Source organism: Brevibacterium sp. LAARM2_SD2, from assembly GCF_057364785.1.
Genome location: NZ_JBNFOM010000009.1, coordinates 20,811 through 41,026, shown reverse-complemented (window position 1 = coordinate 41,026; position 20,216 = coordinate 20,811). Strand labels below are relative to the sequence as shown.

18 protein-coding genes and 3 pseudogenes are annotated in these 20,216 nt (G+C 68.7%); 17 read left to right on the top strand and 4 right to left on the bottom strand.

Annotation, left to right across the window (positions count from 1 at the left end; all coding sequences use genetic code 11):
- Nucleotides 1-288 precede the first annotated feature (288 nt).
- The 3 genes from AC2W7K_RS07570 to AC2W7K_RS07560 all read right to left on the bottom strand — a co-directional run bounded on the left by AC2W7K_RS07570 (nucleotide 289) and on the right by AC2W7K_RS07560 (nucleotide 4,031).
- Nucleotides 289-1,344, bottom strand: coding sequence for a DUF559 domain-containing protein (locus AC2W7K_RS07570; protein ID WP_486005952.1), 1,056 nt, complete (start codon nucleotides 1,342-1,344; stop codon nucleotides 289-291).
- A gap of 628 nt (nucleotides 1,345-1,972) precedes the next feature.
- A complete protein-coding gene (locus AC2W7K_RS07565; protein ID WP_198500755.1) occupies nucleotides 1,973-2,635 on the bottom strand; it encodes a potassium channel family protein in 663 nt (220 codons plus the stop codon).
- Nucleotides 2,628-4,031: a TrkH family potassium uptake protein gene (locus AC2W7K_RS07560; protein WP_232623861.1), complete on the bottom strand. Its 1,404-nt coding sequence runs from the start codon at nucleotides 4,029-4,031 to the stop codon at nucleotides 2,628-2,630. Before AC2W7K_RS07560 ends, AC2W7K_RS07565 begins: the two co-directional genes overlap by 8 nt.
- Before the next feature lie 72 nt (nucleotides 4,032-4,103).
- Here AC2W7K_RS07560 and AC2W7K_RS07555 point away from each other — a divergent pair, with 72 nt between their 5' ends.
- The 16 genes and pseudogenes from AC2W7K_RS07555 (at nucleotide 4,104) to ccsB (ending at nucleotide 18,434) form a co-directional block, all read left to right on the top strand.
- Nucleotides 4,104-5,300, top strand: a complete 1,197-nt coding sequence (locus AC2W7K_RS07555) for an acetoin utilization protein AcuC (protein ID WP_198500756.1) — start codon at nucleotides 4,104-4,106, stop codon at nucleotides 5,298-5,300.
- 149 nt (nucleotides 5,301-5,449) lie between these two features.
- Nucleotides 5,450-5,548: a 30S ribosomal protein bS22 gene (locus AC2W7K_RS07550; protein ID WP_005504750.1), complete on the top strand. Its 99-nt coding sequence runs from the start codon at nucleotides 5,450-5,452 to the stop codon at nucleotides 5,546-5,548.
- Between the two features lie 76 nt (nucleotides 5,549-5,624).
- Nucleotides 5,625-5,870, top strand: a complete 246-nt coding sequence (locus AC2W7K_RS07545; protein ID WP_198500757.1) for a glutaredoxin family protein — start codon at nucleotides 5,625-5,627, stop codon at nucleotides 5,868-5,870.
- Nucleotides 5,871-5,932: 62 nt separating this feature from the next.
- A pseudogene (locus AC2W7K_RS07540) lies at nucleotides 5,933-6,373 on the top strand (redox-sensing transcriptional repressor Rex); the annotation flags it as partial.
- Nucleotides 6,374-6,384: 11 nt separating this feature from the next.
- Nucleotides 6,385-6,624 (top strand): hypothetical protein, encoded by a 240-nt coding sequence (locus AC2W7K_RS07535; RefSeq protein WP_486005972.1) that lies wholly within the window; start codon nucleotides 6,385-6,387, stop codon nucleotides 6,622-6,624.
- 44 nt (nucleotides 6,625-6,668) lie between these two features.
- Nucleotides 6,669-8,602: pseudogene (hemA, locus tag AC2W7K_RS07530) on the top strand (glutamyl-tRNA reductase); the annotation flags it as partial.
- An 84-nt stretch (nucleotides 8,603-8,686) separates the two neighbouring features.
- Nucleotides 8,687-9,115: a hypothetical protein gene (locus tag AC2W7K_RS07525; RefSeq protein WP_486005971.1), complete on the top strand. Its 429-nt coding sequence runs from the start codon at nucleotides 8,687-8,689 to the stop codon at nucleotides 9,113-9,115.
- Entirely contained in the window at nucleotides 9,112-10,725 is a 1,614-nt protein-coding gene (locus AC2W7K_RS07520) for a bifunctional uroporphyrinogen-III C-methyltransferase/uroporphyrinogen-III synthase (RefSeq protein ID WP_137825359.1), read from the top strand. Before AC2W7K_RS07525 ends, AC2W7K_RS07520 begins: the two co-directional genes overlap by 4 nt.
- A 1-nt stretch (nucleotide 10,726) precedes the next feature.
- The gene (gene hemB, locus AC2W7K_RS07515; RefSeq protein ID WP_137825360.1) at nucleotides 10,727-11,710 is read left to right on the top strand and encodes a porphobilinogen synthase; all 984 of its coding nucleotides are present in this window, start codon (nucleotides 10,727-10,729) and stop codon (nucleotides 11,708-11,710) included.
- On the top strand, nucleotides 11,707-12,174 hold the full coding sequence (locus tag AC2W7K_RS07510; RefSeq protein ID WP_137825361.1) for a MarR family winged helix-turn-helix transcriptional regulator: 468 nt from the start codon (nucleotides 11,707-11,709) through the stop codon (nucleotides 12,172-12,174). The genes hemB and AC2W7K_RS07510 overlap by 4 nt, the downstream gene beginning before the upstream one ends.
- Complete coding sequence (gene hemL, locus AC2W7K_RS07505; RefSeq protein WP_198500759.1) at nucleotides 12,171-13,523, top strand: glutamate-1-semialdehyde 2,1-aminomutase; 1,353 nt, start codon at nucleotides 12,171-12,173, stop codon at nucleotides 13,521-13,523. The genes AC2W7K_RS07510 and hemL overlap by 4 nt, the downstream gene beginning before the upstream one ends.
- Nucleotides 13,520-14,161 (top strand): histidine phosphatase family protein, encoded by a 642-nt coding sequence (locus AC2W7K_RS07500; RefSeq protein ID WP_137825363.1) that lies wholly within the window; start codon nucleotides 13,520-13,522, stop codon nucleotides 14,159-14,161. The genes hemL and AC2W7K_RS07500 overlap by 4 nt, the downstream gene beginning before the upstream one ends.
- Nucleotides 14,158-14,637, top strand: a pseudogene (locus AC2W7K_RS07495) (TlpA family protein disulfide reductase); the annotation flags it as partial. The gene AC2W7K_RS07500 and the pseudogene AC2W7K_RS07495, both read left to right, overlap by 4 nt.
- A 121-nt stretch (nucleotides 14,638-14,758) precedes the next feature.
- On the top strand, nucleotides 14,759-15,514 hold the full coding sequence (locus tag AC2W7K_RS07490; RefSeq protein WP_137825380.1) for a cytochrome c biogenesis CcdA family protein: 756 nt from the start codon (nucleotides 14,759-14,761) through the stop codon (nucleotides 15,512-15,514).
- Complete coding sequence (resB, locus tag AC2W7K_RS07485) at nucleotides 15,514-17,349, top strand: cytochrome c biogenesis protein ResB (RefSeq protein WP_486005951.1); 1,836 nt, start codon at nucleotides 15,514-15,516, stop codon at nucleotides 17,347-17,349. The genes AC2W7K_RS07490 and resB overlap by 1 nt, the downstream gene beginning before the upstream one ends.
- A gap of 59 nt (nucleotides 17,350-17,408) precedes the next feature.
- Entirely contained in the window at nucleotides 17,409-18,434 is a 1,026-nt protein-coding gene (gene ccsB, locus AC2W7K_RS07480) for a c-type cytochrome biogenesis protein CcsB (protein WP_140955508.1), read from the top strand.
- A 644-nt stretch (nucleotides 18,435-19,078) separates the two neighbouring features.
- Here the strand turns inward: ccsB and AC2W7K_RS07475 are convergent.
- Complete coding sequence (locus tag AC2W7K_RS07475; protein ID WP_140955509.1) at nucleotides 19,079-19,513, bottom strand: PLDc N-terminal domain-containing protein; 435 nt, start codon at nucleotides 19,511-19,513, stop codon at nucleotides 19,079-19,081.
- A 156-nt stretch (nucleotides 19,514-19,669) separates the two neighbouring features.
- On the opposite strand from AC2W7K_RS07475, the gene AC2W7K_RS07470 reads away from it, so the two are divergent.
- The gene (locus AC2W7K_RS07470) at nucleotides 19,670-20,191 is read left to right on the top strand and encodes a DUF4229 domain-containing protein (protein ID WP_232623864.1); all 522 of its coding nucleotides are present in this window, start codon (nucleotides 19,670-19,672) and stop codon (nucleotides 20,189-20,191) included.
- Nucleotides 20,192-20,216: the final 25 nt, after the last annotated feature.

The window sequence follows — 20,216 nt, the reverse complement described above, 5'->3', positions numbered from 1 at the left end:
GCACGCGCTCAGTCCGAAACGCGGTGCGCCGCCCCACAAGTGGGGCGGCGCGCTGGCGTCGCTGGTCGGTGGCTCGGCCTCGCAGAAGTGCTCCGGCGCACTCAACGTCGTCATGCAGGCCGAAAGTGCACGCGCGGGCGAGACGTTCGCACTGCCTCGGCGACACGCGCCCTCTGTCGGCGAGAAGTGAATCTGCAGGCAACCAGTCGATGGGCAATTCGATCTTTGGCCGTCACCTGGGGTGTGTCGCCTCCGGGCTCGACGTGCCGCGCCGCTGGACTGCGGCGGTCATCGGGTGACGAAGCTGCGCAGCGCGGGACATTGCCCGAACAGTTTGGTCGCGAAGGCCTCGAGGTCGAGGACCTCCTGGAAATTCACGCGGATGACGGTGTAGCCGAGCGCGGTCAGCCGGTTCTGCTGCTCGGTCTCCTTCTTCATCAGCGCAAAGCCGTGGTCGACGTACTTCGAGACACCGTCGATGAGGACGATGACTTTCGCTTCACGGTGCATGAAATCGACGCGGGCGACGAACCGATCGCCGTCCCAGACCACCACCTGGGGTTCGAACCCCTCGATGCGAAGGATGAGGAAGTTGTGCCGACCGCGGCTCTCGGCGTAGCTCTCGGACAGCGCGCTGACCTGGTCGACGAGTCGGATCGCCCGCGAACGGTGGGTGGTCATGCGCTCGGCGGTGGGTCGCAGAATCGTGTCGATGACCTGTTGGCTGCGGTCGGCGATGTCCGGCGGATAGCCGAACCGCGCGGCCGCGTCGGCGGCGTTGTCCGAACCGAAGACTGCCTGGCGGACGACCGTGTCCAAGGCGGCCAGTGCCGCGGACTCGCCCATCTGCGGGATGAGTTCGAGGGCGGCTCGCGCAGGGCTGGTGAGAATCAGCTTGCCGATCGTTACGGTGTCGCCAACGGGGACTGTGCGGGCGACGCGGGTGAGCAGCGGACCCCGATGGCGCGCCGACGGGTGGGCGACGACGATGCGGTTGAGGTGCGGCCGGTAGAGGGGGAGGTTGTGGAAGACCGCGGATGACACCCCGATGAGCACATCCTCGGCGCCGAAATGCGGATACGACGAGATCCGAATCTTTCCCATCAGCACGGCGAACTCCGGGTCGTCAGCAAGGGAACCCTGTCGACGGTCGTCGTTGCGCTGGATCCACTCGTCATCGGTGATGAGCGTTCGGATCCGCGCATGGCGGGGTTCGGCACAGCGCCGCACGATCGTGTAGACGCCGAATGACAGTTTGGTGAGGCAGCAGGACTGCGCCTCCTTGACGAGCGGACTGGTCAATCCGGCGGCTCTGAGCTGGGCGGTGCGAACGACGTTGTACATGCGCATCAGGGTTGCGCCTCTCCGCTCTCACGACAAGGGTGGATTTTCAGGCTGTGGACAGCGTTCGGGCGTCCACAGGAGAATGCGCTGAAGTCCGGACCTTGTGATACTCCCTCCTATGCCACCCAGTCGCTTGGGGCCGAAATCCCATCTGCAGTCGCAATTCCCCTTCACAGAGCGGAACGCGCGGCTTACAGGAGTGAGGAATTGCGCAACGATCAGAATGCGAAGCGCATTCCGTGCGCCGTGGAATAGCCGAAACAGGGGCGAATAGGGACACGTTGTCCACAGGCCGGTGAACGCGAGATCGGGTGTCGGTGTCGTGTGACAGGCGCCGATCGTCCGCGGTGCGACACGCGTTGTCGCATAGGTTGTGTCGGCCAGAAATCCTGACGTGCTCGACTAGTTCCCGCGCAATTTCACTTTTGGCAGACAATTGCGGAAGCCGCGAAATTTCTCGCCCGCGCCAGTGCTTTTGGCAGGCAGAATGACGTTTCGTCACCGGCACCGCCGCGCAGAGCAGTCGATGGCAGCGCCACCCGTCGAATGGTCGACGGCAACCGACGCCGCCACCGTTTCAGGCAGCCAGCGCCACCCGGCACGCAACCGTTGCCACCAGCCCCGCCCCCTACGGCCGCCCGGCGAAGCGGCTGAGGAGTTCGACGTTGCCGGCGACGATGAGGAGGTCCTGTTTGCCGACGCGGGTCGTCGGTTCGGCGTAGGTGAAGTCGCGGCCGGGGCTCTTGATGCCGACGATCGTCACGCCGTACTTCTCGCGGACCTTCGCCTCGGCGAGGGTGAAGCCCTGGATCTCCCGCGGGGGACGCATCTTCACCACCGCGAAGTGGCCCTCGTCGAACTCGATGTACTCCATCATCCGGGAGCTCACGAGGTGCGCGACGCGGATGCCGGCATCGGACTCCGGGTAGAGCACATGGTGGGCGCCGATGCGGTGGAGGATCTTGCCGTGGGCGGGCGAGATCGCCTTCGCCCAGACCTGCGCGACCCCGAGGTCGACGAGGTTCGCCGTCGTCAGCACGCTCGCCTCGATCGACGTGCCGATGCCGACGACCGCGGTCTGGAAGTCCGCGGCACCGACCTGGCGGAGGGCGTCGATGTTCGTCGAATCGGCCTCGACGACGTGGGTGAGCTTTCCGCTCCAGTCCTTGACGAGCTCCGGGTTGTGCTCGATCGCCATGACCTCACGCCCCAGACGGGTGAGCGTGACCGCGGTCGCCGACCCGAAGCGTCCGAGTCCGATGACGAGGATTGCGGAGTTCTCGTTAGCCAACGACGGGCCTTTCTTCGGGGTAGCGGTAGAGGCGCACGGAGTCCTGCATCGACAGGGCTGCGGCCAGTGTAATCGTACCGAGGCGTCCGATGAGCATGAGCACGGACAGACAGTACAGCGCCGGTTCCGACGCCGAGGCGGACACCCCGGCGCTCAAGCCCACGGTGCCGAACGCGGAGATCACCTCGAAGAGCACCCGGTCGAGCGGCTCATCGGTGATCTGGAGCATGACGAGCGTGCCGACGAAGACGATCGCGGCGCCGGTGAGGAGGACGGAGATCGAGAGCTTGATCGTCGAGGCGGTCAGCCGGCGGTTGAAGACGTTGACCTCGGCGAGACCGCGCGCCTCGGCGAAGGCGGCGAGGAAGAGGACGGCGACGGTCGTGACCTTGATGCCGCCGGCCGTCGACGACGACCCGCCGCCGATGAACATCATGACGTCCATGAGCAGGTGCGAGGCCTGGCTCATGTCGGCGATCTCCATCGTCGCGAACCCGCCCGAGCGCGGCATCACCGCCATGAAGAGGACCTCGACGAAGGTGTGGCCGGCGTTCTTGTCCCCGAGCGTCGCCGGATTCGCCGACTCGAAGAGGAGGAGGAAGAGGAACCCGACGGCGAGGACGATCGTCGTCGTCGTCAGCGTGAGCTTCGTGTGCAGGTCCCATTTGCTCGGCTTGTTCCAGTTCATCGCGATCATCAGCACGACGGGGAACCCGAGCGCCCCGACGAACACGCCGATCATGATGAGCGAGAGGATCCACGGGTCCTCCGCGAAGTAGGCGGCCCCGCCCGGGTGGATCGTGAAGCCGGCGTTGTTGAACGCGGAGATCGCGTAGAACACGGAGTACCACAGCGAGTCCCCGACGCTGTCGCCGCGCATGAGGAAGCGGGGGAAGAGGAGGACCGCGAGCACCGCCTCGGCGGTGAGGATGGTGATGAACACCGTCTTGAGGAGGGTGCCGACCTGACCCAGATTGAGCGCCGAGGTGGCCTGCTGGGCGATGAGGCGCTGCCGGACCCCCAGCCGCCGCGAGACCGCCATGCCCAGCAGCGAGGCGAGGGTGAGGATGCCGAGACCGCCGACCTGGATGCCGGCGGTGATGACGGAGATGCCGAAGTCCGACCAGTAGTCCTCGGTGACGACCGGGGTCAGTCCGGTCACGCAGACGGCGGAGACGGCGACGAAGATCGCGTTGGCGATGTGCTCCGAGGTCGAGACCGACCCGGGTTCGCGCATGCTCGCCGGGAGCATGAGGAGGAGGGCGAAGACTGCCACGACGGCGATGAACGAGACGATCGCCAGGCGGGCCGGCGAGGCGACGGCGATGTCATCGACGAAGTCGCGGACCCAGCGCCCCGGACGCAGAAATCGGTCGAGGCGCTGCGGAGAATTCATGGACACAACCTCCATGGTAGGACGGACCGGGGCGAATCTCCGGAAGTGAGCCGCGCCATATAGCATTGGCCCATGGCCGATAGCGATGTCTATGTCGTCTGGGACGAGGCGGTGACCGGGTACAACTTCGGTCCCAGCCATCCCATGCACCCCCTGAGGCTCGACCTCACCGCGAAGCTCGCGATCGACTTCGAGCTCTTCGACGCCCCCCACGTCCACGTCAACCCGATCGGCGACCTCGACGAGGCGGCCCTCTCCCGCGTCCACGACGACGACTACATCGCCGCGGTCAAGGCCGCCGGCAGCCCCGAAGGCGCCGACCCCGAGGTCGCCGAGCGCCACGGTCTGGGCACCGACGACGTCCCCGTGTTCGAGAACATGCACGCCGCCTCGGCGATGCTCTTCCAGGGCTCCGTCGACGCCGCCCGCGCGATCATCTCCGGCGACTACCGGCGGGCGGTGAACTTCTCCGGCGGCATGCACCACGCGATGGCCGACAAGGCGAGCGGGTTCTGCGTCTACAACGACGTCGCCGGGGCGATCAACGAATTCCTCGACGCGGGATACGAGCGCATCGCCTACATCGATCTCGACGCTCACCACGGCGACGGCGTCGAGCAGCTCTTCTGGGACGACCCGCGCGTGCTGACGATCTCCATCCACGAGTCCGGGAAGTACCTCTTCCCGGGCACCGGCTACCCGGCCGACATCGGGGGACTGCGCGCGGCCGCCTCGGCGGCGAACATCGCCCTGCCCCCGCGGACGACCGACGAGGACTGGCTGCGGGCCTTCGACGGCACCGTGCCTGCGCTCATCGCCGCGTTCTCCCCGCAGATCATCGTCTCCCAGCACGGATGCGACGGGCACCGGATGGACCCGCTCACCCACATGCGCCTGTCCGTCGACGGGATGCGGGTGGCGACCGAACGCGTCCGGGCGCTCGCCGAGGAGCACGCCGAGGGCCGGTGGCTCTCGACCGGGGGAGGGGGCTACGCGATCATCGACGTCGTCCCCCGCGCATGGACGAACCTCATCGCGATCGCCGCCGACGCCGACCTCGACCCAACCGCCCGGATCCCCGGCCGCTGGGCCCACTACGCGCAGACGAAGACCGGACGCGAGGCCCCGCTGTCGATGACCGACGGCTTCGACGGGACGTTCACCCCGTGGTCGCACGGCTTCGACCCGGAATCCGAGCTCGACCGCGCGGTCATGGGCACCCGGAAGAACCTCTTCCCGTTCTTCGGTCTCGACCCGTACTTCGACTGATCCGCGCCCTGCCGGGCACAGTTGAGGCCCCGCTGTGGATCTCGACACAGTTTTGGGAAAGAACGGGCCGGGGCGATAGAATTGCACGGTTAGTTCAAAGGGTGGGCACCTGACGTTCACCTCCACCGACGATCACAAGGGGTACCCGCGTGGGCTCAGTCATCAAGAAGCGCCGGAAGCGTATGTCGAAGAAGAAGCACCGCAAGCTGCTTCGCAAGACTCGTCACCAGCGTCGCAACAAGAAGTAAGACCGCACGGTCCTACGCCCCCGCTCGAATCCCATTTCGGCGGGGTTTGTTGTCACCTTCGACTCAGGAGTGTGCCGTGGTCGGACTGACCTTCCTCACGCGCGCCGGATGCCATCTCTGCGAGACCGCGCAGGCGACCATCGCCGAGGTGGTGGCCGGCCGGGACGTCACCGTCACCGAGATCGACATCGACACCGATGAGGATCTGGCCGCGCAGTACGGCTGGGATGTTCCCGTGGTGCTCCTCGAAGGACGACAGCACAGCTTCCACCGGGTCGACCGGGACAGGCTGTCGCAGGCCCTGACCGCGCTGGGCGCCTGAGGCGCCCAACCGGTTCGCAGGCCTGAGGCAGCACGAGCAGATTGAAGGAGTGACACGTTCACGTGAGCGAGATTCTCTCCGCCGGCAGCATCGAGGGTGTCGTTCGCAAGGACGTCCCCGAGCGCGTCATCTCTCGACTCCCGATCTACCTGCAGGCGGTCGAGACGATCGCCGCGATCGGCCAGACCACTGTCTCCTCGGAGACCCTGGCGGCCCAGAGCGGCGTGTCTCCCGCGATCCTGCGCAAGGATCTCTCCCAGCTCGGCCGCTCCGGACGCCGCGGGGTCGGCTACTCGGCGCAGGACCTCGCCGCGACCCTGCGATCGTTCCTCGGCCTCGACCGGGCGCAGAACGTCGCGATCATCGGCGCCGGACGCCTCGGCTCGGCTCTGGCCGACTATGCCGGCTTCCAGCGGCGCGGTCTGCGCCTGACGGCGATCTTCGACAGCGACGAGGGCAAGGTCGGCACGACGATCGGCGATCTCACCGTCTCCGCGATCGCCGACCTCGCCACGTGGGCCGACCCCATCGACCTCGTCGTCATGGCCGTGCCCGCCTCCGCGCGCCCGCGGCCGCCCGCATCGCCGCCGAGGCGGGAGTCCGCGGCATACTCAACTTCGCGCCCACCGTGCTCGACACCCCGGAGACCGTGCGGGTCCAGCAGGTCGACCTGGCCAGTGAGCTCCAGGTCCTCGCGTACTACTCGGCGCTCGAAACGGCTACGGCCACTCCAGTGGAGGAGCACAGCAATTGACTCTCTTGGTTCTCGGCATCTCCCACCAGTCGGCGCCGATCGACATGCTCGACGCGCTCGCGTTCGGGGCCGACGACGTCGACCGTCTGCGCACCGACGCCCTCGACGGGGCGAGCGTCGACGGACTCGCCGTCCTCTCGACGTGCAACCGGCTTGAGCTCATCGCCGACGTCTCCGCCTTCCACGGGGGACTCGCCGACCTCGGCAACGCGCTCGTGTCCTCGATCGGACGCGACTGGCAGGACATCGCCGGGCACTTCTACGCCCACTACGACAACCAGGCGCTCGGCCACCTCCTCAAGGTCGCGTGCGGGCTCGACTCGATGGCGATCGGCGAAGCCCAGATACTCGGCCAGCTGCGCTCGACGTTCACCGATTCGATGAGCGCCGGAGCCCTGACCTCCGACCTCTCCCACGCCCTGCAGCAGAGCCTGCGGGTGGGCAAGCGCGCCCACTCGGAGACCGGACTCGACGAGGTCGCCCGCTCCCTCTTCGGCGCCGCCCTCGAAGCCTCCCAGGCCCACATCGGGCCGCTGCACGCCGCGAACGCGCTCGTCATCGGCGCCGGCGCGATGTCAGGCCTCGTCGTCGCGACCCTCCACCGAGAGGGCGTCAACCACATCACCGTGCTCAACCGGACCCTGGAGAAGGCGGAGCGCCTCATCGCCGAGGTGGGCGGTCGGGCCCGCGAGCTCACCCCCCGGTCGCTCGCCGAGGAGATCGCCGACGCCGACCTCATCGTCTCCTCCACCGGCGCCCGCGGCGTCGTCGTCACCCGCGACGACATCGTCGCCGGTCTCTCGCAGAACTCCAAGAGCGCGGCGAACAAGGCGTTCGTCGACCTCGCCCTGCCCCACGACATCGATCCGAGCGTGCGCGAGTTCGAACACGTCGCCCTCTTCGGACTCGGCGACATCCGGAAGCTGCTGTCGACCTCGTCGAACCAGCGCGACGCCGCCGTCGTCGAGACCGTCGAAGCGGTGCGCGCGATCATCGCCGAGGAGACGGAGAAGCTCGAGTCCGGCGCCAAGGAGCGGGCGGTGGCCCCCACGGTCACCGCGCTGCGCACCCACGCCAAGGACGTGCTCGCCGCGGAGACCGAGCGCCTGCAGCGCAAGATCGGCGACCACGTCGACGACAAGGTCTTCGCCGAGGTCCGCAAGTCCCTCCACCGGGTCGCGGAGAAGCTCATCCACACCCCGACGGTCAAGGTCAAGGAGCTCGCGGTCTCCGACTCCGACGTCGACTACGCGCAGGCGCTCATCCAGCTCTTCGACCTGCCGACGATCAAGACCCCGCACGCCGTGCCGACCCCGGAGGCGAAGGTCGCCAAGGCCGCGAGCCCCGACCACATCGAGGCCGACGGTCTCCGGCCGGTCGCCGACCACACCCTCGACGTCGTCGAACCCGAGCACCCGACGGGCCGCACGGTGCGCCTGGGCACCCGGCGCTCCCAGCTCGCCCGCTCGCAGTCGACGGCGATCGCCCACCAGATCGCGGCCCTGACCGGCTGGCGCGTCGAGATCGTCGAGGTCGTCACCGAAGGCGACGTCAACATGTCCCCGCTCGCGGGCTTCGGCGGCACCGGCGTCTTCGTCTCCGCCGTCCGGCAGGCCCTGCACCAGGGCCAGATCGACATCGCCGTCCACTCGCTCAAGGACCTCCCGACGACCCCGGAGCCGGGCATCCAGCTCGCGGCCATTCCGCCGCGCGTCGATCCCGCCGACGTCCTCATCGGCCGTGACGGCCTCAGCCTCGCCCAGCTGCCCGCCGGCAGCGTCGTCGGCACCGGGTCGCCGCGCGCGCCGTCCAGCTGCGCGCCGCCCGCCCCGACATCGAGGTGCGCGGGGTCCGCGGCAACGTCGACACCCGCATCGCCCACGTCCGCGACGGCCGCCTCGACGCCGTCGTCCTCGCCGCCGCCGGTGTCCGTCGGATCGGGCGGCTCGCCGAGGCGACCGACCTCCTCGACTTCGACACCATGCTTCCCGCTCCCGGCCAGGGGGCGCTCGCGGTGGAGACGCGCGGAGCCGACAGCCCGTACACGCAGGACGAGGCTCTGATGGCCGGTGACGTCGAGATCCGCGCGGCCCTGCGCCGACTCCACGACGAGGCGACCGACCTCGCCGTGACGTGCGAACGGGCGATCCTCTCCCGCGCCGAGGCCGGCTGCTCGGCTCCGATCGGGGCCCTGGCGACGATCACCGGGACGCAGCTCGTCGTCGCGGCGATGATGGCCGACGACGACGGGAGAATCGCCCGCACCCACATGAGCGCGCCGCTGCCGCTCATCGACGACGCCGATCTCAGCTCCCGCGACGATCACGCCCTGCCGATCGCCGGCAAGGAGATCGCCCGGGTCGCCGACGAACTCGGCACCGCCGCGGCCGAGGATCTGCTGCGCCGCCTCGACATCGACCCCGCGCGCTCCGCCGACCACCTCACCCCGGTCAAGGCCGCCGCCCGGTCCCGGTCCGAAGGACAGTCATGAGCGAGCAGCCTGAGACCCAGGGCACCGGCCAGGTCCAGCCCCGGCGGCTCCTGCCGGTGGGCCCGCGCGTCGTCTTCATCGGCTCCGGTCCCGGTGAGGCGGGACTGATGACCGCCCGCGGCGCCGACATCCTCGCCGACGCCGCGCTCGTCGTCTACGACGCCCACGTCCACTCCGAGATCGTCACCGCCTACGTCCCGCAGGCCGCCGAGGTCATCGACGCCGCCGAACTCGGCCAGTCGCCCTCGACCCGCGGCCGCCGGCTCGCCGAGCTCGCCCGCCCCGACAAGACCGTGGTGCGGCTGAGTTCCGACGACGGTCTCCTCTTCACGACGACGACCACCGAGGCGGCCGTGTGCCGCAAGGCGGGCATCGACGTCGAGATCGTGCCCGGGGTCGGTCTCTCCGCGGCGACCGCCGCCTACACCGGCACCGCGCTGACGACGAACCGGGTCCGCTCGGTGCGCTTCATCGAAGCCGGACCGCAGACCCACGTCGACGTCTCCAAGCACCGCAACACCACGCACGTGCTCACCGGCACCGCCGCGCAGGTCGAGGAGGCCTTCCGGGCCCTGCTCGACGACGGCTGGGACGCGGAGACGAAGGTGCTGCTGGGCTGGGGCATCTCGACGACCGAGCAGACGAGCGTCGAGACCACCCTCGGGCAGGCCCCGGGGCTGTGCCGCAATGCCGGGGACCGCCTCGTCGTCATCATGGGCCAGGGCGTCGACTCCCGCGGCGAGCTCGCGTGGTTCGAGACGAAGCCGCTCTTCGGCTGGCAGGTGCTCATTCCCCGGACGAAGGAGCAGGGCACGTCGACGGCCGAGGCGCTCGCCGAACTCGGCGCCGTCGGCACCGTCGTCCCGACGATCGCCGTGCAGCCCCCGCGCACGCCGACGCAGATGGAGAAGGCGATCCGCGGACTCGTCGACGGCTCCTACGAATGGGTGGGCTTCACCTCCGTCAACGCGGTGCGCGCCGTGCGCATGTGGTTCGAGGACTTCGGTCTCGACGCCCGCTCCCTGTCCGGGGTCAAGGTCGCCGCCGTCGGCGGTCGCACCGCCGCGGCGCTGACCGACTGGGGCATCACCCCCGACCTCATCCCCGACGGCGAGCACTCGGCCCGGGGTCTGGCCGCGGCGTGGCCGGACTACGTCGACGACATCGACCCGATGAACACCGTCCTCCTGCCGCGTGCCGACATCGCCACCGAGGTGCTCGTGGCCGGACTGCTCGAGAAGGGCTGGGACGTCGACGACGTCACCGCCTACCGCACCGTGCGCGCCTCCCCGCCGCCGGCGCCGATCCGCGAGGCGATCAAGGCCGGTGACTTCGACGCGTTCCTCTTCACCTCGTCCTCGACCGTGCGCAACCTCGTCGGGATCGCCGGGAAGCCGGCAGCCACCTCGGTGATCTGCTGCATCGGCCCGGCCACGGCGAACACCGCGGAGGAGCACGGCCTGCGGGTCGACGTCCTCGCGGAGGAAGCGAACCTCACCTCACTCATCGACGGTCTCGTCGCGTACGCCACGCGCATGCGCGAGGCAGACCTCACCGCCGGGGTCACCCCGGTGCGCCCCAGCCAGAAGCGTCGCAGAAAGAAGGCCTGACATGGCTCCCATCGTCCGTCCCCGTCGCCTGCGGTCGACCGCGGCCCTCCGCCGCCTCGTCTCCGAGGTCCACCTCACCCCCGCCGACCTCATCCTGCCGATGTTCGTCAAGGAGTCACTCGAGGAGCCCGCGCCGCTGACCGGGATGCCCGGCGTCGTCCAGCACACGCTGACGTCGCTGCGGGAGGCCGCCCGCGAGGCCGTCGACGCCGGCGTCGGGGGACTCATGCTCTTCGGCATCCCCACCGTCCGCGACGAACGCGGCTCGGCCGCCGATGACCCCGAGGGCATCCTCAACCGGGCGCTGCGGATGCTGCGCGACGAGTTCGGCGACGACACCGTCATCATGGCCGACCTCTGCCTCGACGAGTTCACCTCGCACGGCCACTGCGGCGTGCTCGACGAGGCCGGCCGCGTCGACAACGATGCGACGCTCGAACGATACGCTTCGATGGCCGTCGCGCAGGCCCGCGCCGGTGCCCACGTCCTCGGGCTCTCAGGCATGATGGACGGACAGGTCGGCGTGTGCCGGGAGGCGCTCGACGACCACGGCTTCACCGACGTCGTCGTCATGGGCTACACCGCGAAGTACGCCTCGGCGTTCTACGGACCTTTCCGCGAAGCCGTCGACTCCGAGCTCGTCGGGGACCGCAAGACCTACCAGCAGGATCCGGCGAACGGGCGCGAGGCGATGCACGAACTCGACCTCGACCTCGCCGAGGGCGCGGACATCGTCATGGTCAAACCCGGCCTGCCCTATCTCGACGTCCTCGCCGAGGTGGCCGCGGAGTCCCCGGTGCCCGTGTGGACGTACCAGGTGTCGGGGGAGTACGCGATGATCGAATTCGCGGCCGCCGCCGGGGCCATCGACCGCGACCGCGCGATCGAGGAGTCCCTCATCGCGTTCAAACGGGCCGGCGCCGATGCGATCCTCACGTACTGGGCGACCGAGGTCAGCCGGTGGCTGAGCGGAGGTCGGCGATGAGCGAGACACGTTGGCTGTCCCCGCCGGACCAGCGCGCCTGGCGCTCCTACCTCACCGGCAGCTCCCTGCTCGGGGCGAAGCTCGAGGCCGATCTGCGGGAGAACTTCGGCATCGGCCTGCCCGAATACGAGATCCTCGTGCGGCTGAGCGAACACGAGGGACGATCGATGCGCATGGCCCTGCTCGCCTCGGACACGACGATGTCGCGCTCGCGCCTGACCCACAGCGTCGCCCGGATGGAGAAGAAGGGCCTGCTGTCGCGCTGCCCGATCCCCGAGGACGGCCGCGGCGTCAACTGTGCGATGACCGACGCCGGCTGGGACCTCCTCGTCGCCGCCGCCCCCACCCATGTCGAGAGCGTGCGCAGCAACCTCGTCGACCTCCTCACCCCTGAGGAGATGGCGACGCTCGGCGTCGCGTTCGGCAAGGTCGCCCGCCACCTCACCGCGAAGGAGAACTCATGACCGACGCCTCACCCACCCAGAACTCGGCCGCCCTCTTCGCACGGGCGGAGCGCGTCATCCCCGGCGGAGTGAACTCCCCGGTCAGGGCGTTCCGGGCGGTCGGCGGGACCCCGCGCTTCATCACCTCGGCGACCGGGGCGTGGCTGCGCGACGCCGACGGCAACGACTACATCGACCTCATCGGGTCGTGGGGTCCGATGATCATGGGCCACTCCCGCCCCGAGGTCGTCGCCGCCGTCCAGGAGGCCGCGGTCAAGGGCTTCTCGTTCGGCACCCCGTCGGTCGGCGAGGTCGAACTCGCCGAGGAGATCGTCTCCCGCATCGACCCCGTCGACGAGGTGCGCCTCGTCTCGTCGGGCACCGAGGCGACGATGAGCGCGATCCGCCTCGCCCGCGGCTACACCGGCCGGAACAAGGTCGTGAAGTTCGCCGGCAACTACCACGGTCACGTCGACTCCCTGCTCGCCCAGGCCGGTTCGGGGCTCGCGACGTTCTCCCTGCCCGACACCCCGGGGGTCACCGGGGCGCAGGCCGAGGACACGATCGTCGTCGCCTACAACGACGCTGAGGCGCTGCGGGCGGTCTTCGCCGAGCACGGCGAGTCGATCGCCTGCGTCATCACCGAGGCGAGCCCCGGCAACATGGGGGTCGTGCCCCCGCGCGACGGCTTCACGAACACGATCCGCGAACTCACGAAGGCCCACGGGGCGCTGATGATCAGCGACGAGGTGATGACCGGCTTCCGCGTCTCCGCCGCCGGCTGGTACGGCTACGAGTCCGAGACCCTGGGCTACCCGCACGGGCCCGCCGATCTCTTCACCTTCGGCAAGGTCATGGGCGGCGGGTTCCCGGCCGCGGCGTTCGGCGGTCGCGCCGACGTCATGGCCCACCTCGCCCCCGCCGGACCCGTCTACCAGGCGGGCACGCTCTCGGGCAATCCCGTCGCCACCGCCGCCGGACTCGCCACGCTCAAGCTCACGACCGAGCTCGACGTCTACTCGCACCTCGGGCGGGCAGCGGACATCCTCCGGCCCGCCGTCGCCTCGGCGCTCGAGGCCGAAGGGGTCGCGCACACGATCCAGTCGGCGAACTCGATGTTCTCCGTCTTCTTCACCGACGGCGAGGTCGTCGACTACGACGATGCCCGCGCGCAGAACGTCGACCGGTACTCCGCGTTCTTCAATGCGATGCTCGACTCGGGCATCCACATGCCGCCGAGCGCATTCGAGGCGTGGTTCCTCTCCTACGCCCACACCGATGAGATCCTCGAGCGGATCATCGCAGCGCTGCCGGCGGCTGCGAAGGCCGCTGCCGCCGTCCCCGATGCGAACGGAGAGTCGAGCCGATGACCACGATCCACCTCGTCCGCCACGGCGAAGTCGACAACCCCGAGGGCATCCTCTACGGCCGGATCCCCGGCTTCGGGCTGACCGAGCGCGGGCATGAGATGGCCCGCCGGGTCGGCGAGCACTTCGCGCAGGAGGACAATGCCCCCGACGCGCTTGTGGCCTCACCGCTGCTGCGCGCGCAACAGACGATCGCGCCCCTGGCGGAGAACCTCGACATGCCCGTCTTCACCGACGACCGCGTCATCGAGGCGGCGAACTCCTTCGAAGGGCAGACGATGAACGCCCGCACGCTCGCGCAGCCGCGGAACCTCGTGCGCCTCTACAACCCGCTGGTGCCCTCGTGGGGTGAGCCGTACCGCCAGATCGCCCTGCGCACGCAGGCGGCGATGGCGAGCCTGCGCGCCCGCCTCGAGGGACACGGGCCCGAGGCGAGCGGCGTCATCGTCTCCCACCAGCTGCCGATCTGGATGGCGCGCCTGGCCGGCGAAGGGCGACCGCTGGCCCATGACCCGCGCAAACGGGAGTGCGCGCTCGCGTCTGTCACGAGTTTCACATTTGAGAAGTCCACACTGGTGTCCGTGAGCTATGAGAATCTCTGCGCGGATCTGCAGCCGGGCCACGCGGTGGCGGGAGCATGATCGGCGGCAACGGACAGTACGGTCGCCGGGCGGTCCTCACGGGCATCATCGCCGGCACGGCAGTCGTCCTCAGCGCATGCACCCAGAACGATGAGCTCGCCGCACAGGCGGGCTCCGACCAGGGCTACGTCTCGGGTTCCGGCGTCGTCTCCCAGGTCGCGGTCAAGGATCGCGGCGAACCCCTCGACCTGACCTTCGAGACCCTCGACGGCTCGCAGCTCTCGCTCGCCGATATGCGGCCGACCCCGGTCGTCATCAACCTCTGGTATGCGGCGTGCCCGCCGTGCCGCGTCGAGGCCCCCGACCTCAAGGAGGTCTCCGAGGAGTTCGGCGACTCCGCCCAGTTCATCGGCGTCAACGTCCGTGACCAGGCGGCGGAGGCCAACGCCTTCATCTCGAACTACCAGATCCCCTACCCGAACATGCTCGACACGAACGGCGACATGGTCGCCCTGCTCTCGGGCGTCCTGCCCCCGCAGGCGACGCCCTCGACCGTCATCCTCGACGCGCAGGGACGGGCCGCGGCCGTGTCGTCGGCGCCGTCGACAAGTCGACCCTGCAGGGACTCATCGAGGACGTGCAGGCGGAGTGAGCGGCATCGGGGCGGAGTTCGCCCAGGCGGTGCTCAGTGGTCCCCTCCTGCTCGCAGCCGGGGCCGCGGCACTCGCCGGGCTCGTCTCTTTCGTCTCCCCGTGCGTGCTGCCGCTCGTGCCCGGCTACGTCGGCTACGTCACGGGCCTGAGCGGCTCGTCGCTGCGAGACAAGGCGACGTGGCGGGTGATCACGGGCATCACGCTCTTCGTGCTCGGCTTCACCGTCGTCTTCGTCATCCTCGGCACGGGCTTCTCCGCCCTCGGGGCGATGTTCTCCCAGTTCCAGGACATCCTCATCCGCATCCTCGGTGTCGGGGTGATGATCGCCGGACTGGTGTTCATGGGCGCGTTCGGCTTCCTCCAGAAGGAACGGCGCATCCACGCCCGGCCCAAGGCGGGACTGTGGGGTGCTCCCGTGCTCGGGGCGACGTTCGCCATCGGCTGGGCCCCGTGCGTGGGCCCCACCCTGTCGGCGGTGCTGACGATGTCGCTGAGCTTCGGCTCCGACGGCACCCTGTGGCGGGGCGCGTTCCTCGCCTTCGTCTACTGCCTCGGGCTCGGCATTCCCTTCATCCTCCTGGCGATCGCCATCCACAAGGGTGCCGGTCGGCTGAACTGGGTGCGCGAGCACCAGACGACGATCGTCCGCATCGGCGGAGTCATGCTCATCGCACTCGGCTTCGTCATGGCCATCGGACTGTGGAACCAGTGGATGAACTCGCTGCAGGGTCTCATCTCCGGATTTGAAGTGGTGATCTAGTGGCAGACAAGACTGCTGGCAACACGACGGACGCAGCCCCCGAGCAGGCTGCCGACACCTCGGGCACCGCCGAGGCGCAGCCTCGCCGGGAGCAGCCGGCCGCGGACCGCGCGAAGGCCGCGCCTGCCGGGAAGGCCGGCGCCGCCTCGAAGGCAGGGACCGCCTCGGCGAAGGGAGCGGGCAAGCCCGATCGGTCGGAGGTGACGCAGCCGCAGCTCGGCTTCATCGGCATGTGCCGGTGGGCATGGCGGCAGCTGACGACGATGCGGGTGGCCCTCATCCTCCTCCTCGTCCTCGCGCTCGCCTCGATCCCCGGCTCCCTGCTCCCGCAGCGGATCCAGGACCCGGCCCGCGTCAACACCTTCCTCGAGGAGAACGGGGCGTGGGGAGCGTTCCTCGATACGATCGGCATGTTCGACGTGTACTCGTCGATCTGGTTCTCCGCGGTCTATCTCCTCCTCATGATCTCGCTCGTCGGGTGCATCGTCCCGCGCACCTCCCAGCACTGGAAGGCGATGCGCTCGGCTCCGCCCAAGGCGCCGAGGCGGCTGGGACGGATGCCCGGATACGTGGCGTTCACCTCGGCGGAGGTCAAGGACGGGGAGCTTGACGATGAGGAGTTCCTCGACGCCGCGCAGGCCCGCCTGAAGAAGCTCGGGTACCGCACCTCGCGCCACGGCGACCATGTCGCGGCCGAACGCGGCTACCTGCGCGAGACCGGCAACCTCGTCTTCCACATCGCGATCCTCATGACGACGCTGACGATCTCGATCGGGTCGCTCTTCGGCTACGAGGGGCAGCGCATCCTCGTCGAAGGCGACACGTTCACGAATTCGCTCGTCGCCTACGACTCGTTCGACCCGGGCACGTACTACAACGCGGACAACCTGCCGCAGTTCCGCCTCACCCTCGACCAGTTCACCTCGAGCTTCGACGATGCCGCGCCGGGCAACCAGTTCGGTCAGCCCCGCACCTTCGAGGCCACGGTGACGACCTCGGCGGACGGGGTGGAGAAGACCGAGCAGCTCAAGGTCAACGAGCCCATCCGCGTCGCCGACACCGGCGTCTACCTCACCGGCAACGGGTACGCCCCCGAGGTGACGGTGCGGGATGCGACCGGCCAGGTCGTCCGGTCCGGGCCGCAGGTCTTCATCCCCGCGAACGGGGACCCCGGGTACACCTCCGAGGGTGCGATCAAGGTGCCCGATGCCGCGGGCACGCAGATGGGCTTCGTCGGGGTGCTGCTGCCGACGGCCACGCAGAACGAGCAGGGCGACCTCGTGTCGAACTTCGCCGAGCTGCGCAACCCCTACCTCGTGATGAGCGGGTACACCGGCGACCTCGGCCTCGACTCGGGGGAGCCGCAGTCGGTCTACACCCTCGATGCCTCGAATATGACGGAGATGACGGATGCCGCCGGCAACCCGCTCGTCATCCAGCTCGTGCCGGGGGAGACCCAGGAGCTGCCCAACGGCGGTTCGGTGACCTTCGACGGGGTCAAGCGGTTCATCGCCGTCGACATCTCGCAGGATCCGACGCAGCTGCTCATGTTCGTCAGCTCCGTCCTCGTCCTCCTCGGACTCGGACTGTCCCTGTTCATCGCCGCGCGCGCGTGTGGGTGCGGGTCAAGGACGGCGAGGTCGAGGTGGCGGCCCTGGCCCGCGGTGAGGATCCGATGGTCGAGCGCGCGGCGACGGAACTCGCGAAGGACCTCGGCAGTGAGAGTGCCGAGGATGAGGAGAAGAAGGACTGAGCGGCCGCAGTGCGGGCCTGCATGGTCGTCGCGGCTTCAAACTGGGGTACTACACGGAGTAGAATCGGGGACGTGCGCCTGAGACGGGCACGCAGATTCACTGACGCAAGGAATTGAGCACCCTCACGGTGCGGAGGATACATGGACGTCAACACCGACCTGGCGATGTGGTCGAATCAGCTCATCGTCTCCGCGATGATCGTCTACGCGGTCGCGATGATCTTCTCGGCCTTCGATCTCTTCGGGGGGCGGGAGCTGAAGAAGTCGAAGTCCGACACGGTGGCGGCCGGCGCGAAGTCGAGCACGGTGCGCCGCACCAACCGGAAGACCGCGACGGCGCTCCTCGACCGTCCCGGCGCTGATGACCACGCCGGAGACAACGGCACCGGCGAGGAGCTGTCGGCCTCCGATGCCAAACGGCGCCGCGCGGCGCGCATCGGCACGTCGCTCATCGTGCTCGCCGTCGTCCTCCACATCGGCTCGGTCATCACCCGCACCCTCTCGGTGATGCGCGTGCCGTGGGGCAACATGATGGAGTACGTCCTCACCGCCACGGCGATCACCGTCCTCGTCTACCTCATCGTGCTCACCCGCAAGGACATCCGCTACCTCGGCACGTTCGTCTCCGGCGGCGTCCTGCTGTGCCTGGGTCTCGCGATCACGGTCTTCTACACTCCGGCCGCCCAGCTCATTCCCGCCCTCGATTCGTACTGGATCGCCATCCATGTGCCGATCGCGATCCTCTCGACGGCGCTGCTGTCGATCTCGGCGATCCTCGCGGTCTTCCAGATCCTCAAGACCGTGAGCGAGACGAAGGACCCGAAGTGGCTGCGATTCATGCGCCGTCTGCCCTCGAGCACCGAGCTCGAGCGGTTCTCGTACACGATCGCGGCCGTCGGCTTCATCACGTGGACGTTCACCCTCATCGCCGGCGCCATCTGGGCCGAGGTCGCCTGGAGCCGCTACTGGGGCTGGGACACGAAGGAGATCTGGACGTTCGTCGTCTGGGTCGTCTACGCCGCGTACCTCCACGCGCGGGCGACCCGCGGGTGGGGCCCGACGAAGGTGGCCGTGCTCAACCTCATCGGCATCGCCACGGTGTTCTTCAACTTCACCGTCGTCAACGTCTACTTCAACGGCCTGCACTCGTACTCCGGCCTCGGCTGACGGTCGTGGGCGGACGGTGATCGGGCCGACGGCCTGACGTCCGCTGTGGGGCGCCGCCCGCCGGCCTGACCGCCTGACCTCAGTTGCGCGGCCCCTGCTGTGCAGTCCCGCCCATCGGTCCTTGAGCAGTGACGTCCCCGGGTCTTCAGCGCGTCGGATGTTTCGCAGTTCCGCCTGGCCTCTGCTGTGCAGTGCCGAATGTGGTCACAGAACCGAGGAGATCGTGCCGATCCGGCGCTTCTCCCTCGGTTCTGTGACCACATTTCGCTGTCTGCCGCGCGACGGGGACCGCTGTGCCCGTCGGCGCGCGACGGGGAACATCACCGGTCAGGCGGGCGGCCGCTGGCGCTCGAAACCGGAACCGCACACGAGACCATGCTGCGACTGAGCCTCTGACCGAAGCGGGTGGATGCGAAGCTGTATCCGGAACGACCGGACTGCGCGGAGAACAACGGCGCGCTGATGCGTGCCTGCTCACGGCAACGGAGGATCTGCGCAGTGATTTGCTCACGCCGTCAGACTCGGTTCGCCCGCAGGATCGTCAGCGGTGTTGTACGCGGGAAGCCTAAGGACTCTACGTCGGGTCACGGACCTGCGACCGGTTCGGGCTGAGCCAGCCGTCTTCTCGAGCAGGCCGTCAGTGCTCAGTTCGAGTGGCCGCGGCCCTCGCCCTTGCTGCCTTCCGAGCCGTGCTCGTCGCCGGACTCCTGGTCATCGGGGCGGTCCTCGGGATCGAGGGTGTCACCCGGGGGAGGGGTCTCGGAGTCCGTGGGTTCGTCGTCCCGGGGACGATGCTTGCCGAGCTTGACCTCGCGGTCGACCTGGCGGAGGTAGTCCTCATCGTCGTCGGGAGCGGTCGGGCCGCTGCGCCTCGGTGACGGGTCGGGCTTGGCCTCGGAACCGCGTCCGAAGATGTACCAGAGGACGAAGCCGATGATCGGAATGAGGAGGATGATGAGCGCCCAGACAGGCTTGGGCAGGACTCGGACGAGACTCCGATCGCGCAGCAGACAGTCGAAGAGTCCGTACAGTGTGATCGCTGCCGCTAGGACTATCCCGGCAATGAGTACTCGAGCCATGCATCAAGGATAGTCGACTAACCTGAAGACCAGCTCAGTCGCAGGGCGACGGGTTTCGACAGGCAGTGTTGCCATTTCGTCGGGCCTCGTCCTCGTCGCCGATGCCGGCCCGAGTTCTGAGAATCCATGCAGACAGACCCGACTAGAATAGGTGCAATGCGCAGCTTCTGGATCTACACCCTCGCCCGGCTGGGAATCATCGTCGCCGTCGGGCTCGTTCTCCAACCCTTCCTCGGGTTCACACTCGTCATGGCCGTCGCGGCGATCTTCATCGGCGCGCTCATCAGCTACCTTGTGCTCGGCGGAATGCGGGCGAAGGTCGCAGGCGACATCGAGAACCGGCTGGCTAAGCGCGCGAAGACGAAGAAGCGCAAGGGCCAGGACGAGTCGTTCGAGGACACCCTCGTCGACGAGAACGTCTCCGCCCAGGACGCCGTCTCCGCCCAGGATGCCGAGACGGCTGAATCGGTGACGAAGCCGAACTCGGCAAAGAAGTCCGCAGCTGACTCCTCGGCTGAGGCCGCCGAGGCGAAGGCCGAGACCCAGAACCCCGCCGAGACCCAGCGTCCCGCAGAGTCGGGGAATACCACTGACACCCAGACCGCCGCAGGCTCAACCAAAGCGCCGACCCCCGACCGCACGACCGATGCCGAGGCTCCCGACGCCAAACGGCGCTGATCCTCATCCAACGCAGTCGCCGTGT

What these genes read in the sequence shown, in the direction of transcription:
- AC2W7K_RS07570 (WP_486005952.1), bottom strand. Translation starts at nt 1,344, where the DNA reads ATGTACAACGTCGTTCGCACCGCCCAGCTCAGAGCCGCCGGATTGACC.
- AC2W7K_RS07560 (WP_232623861.1), bottom strand. Translation starts at nt 4,031, where the DNA reads ATGAATTCTCCGCAGCGCCTCGACCGATTTCTGCGTCCGGGGCGCTGG.
- AC2W7K_RS07555 (WP_198500756.1), top strand. Translation starts at nt 4,104, where the DNA reads ATGGCCGATAGCGATGTCTATGTCGTCTGGGACGAGGCGGTGACCGGG.
- AC2W7K_RS07525 (WP_486005971.1), top strand. Translation starts at nt 8,687, where the DNA reads ATGGCCGGTGACGTCGAGATCCGCGCGGCCCTGCGCCGACTCCACGAC.
- AC2W7K_RS07520 (WP_137825359.1), top strand. Translation starts at nt 9,112, where the DNA reads ATGAGCGAGCAGCCTGAGACCCAGGGCACCGGCCAGGTCCAGCCCCGG.
- hemB (WP_137825360.1), top strand. Translation starts at nt 10,727, where the DNA reads ATGGCTCCCATCGTCCGTCCCCGTCGCCTGCGGTCGACCGCGGCCCTC.
- AC2W7K_RS07510 (WP_137825361.1), top strand. Translation starts at nt 11,707, where the DNA reads ATGAGCGAGACACGTTGGCTGTCCCCGCCGGACCAGCGCGCCTGGCGC.
- hemL (WP_198500759.1), top strand. Translation starts at nt 12,171, where the DNA reads ATGACCGACGCCTCACCCACCCAGAACTCGGCCGCCCTCTTCGCACGG.
- AC2W7K_RS07500 (WP_137825363.1), top strand. Translation starts at nt 13,520, where the DNA reads ATGACCACGATCCACCTCGTCCGCCACGGCGAAGTCGACAACCCCGAG.
- ccsB (WP_140955508.1), top strand. Translation starts at nt 17,409, where the DNA reads ATGGACGTCAACACCGACCTGGCGATGTGGTCGAATCAGCTCATCGTC.
- AC2W7K_RS07475 (WP_140955509.1), bottom strand. Translation starts at nt 19,513, where the DNA reads ATGGCTCGAGTACTCATTGCCGGGATAGTCCTAGCGGCAGCGATCACA.
- AC2W7K_RS07470 (WP_232623864.1), top strand. Translation starts at nt 19,670, where the DNA reads ATGCGCAGCTTCTGGATCTACACCCTCGCCCGGCTGGGAATCATCGTC.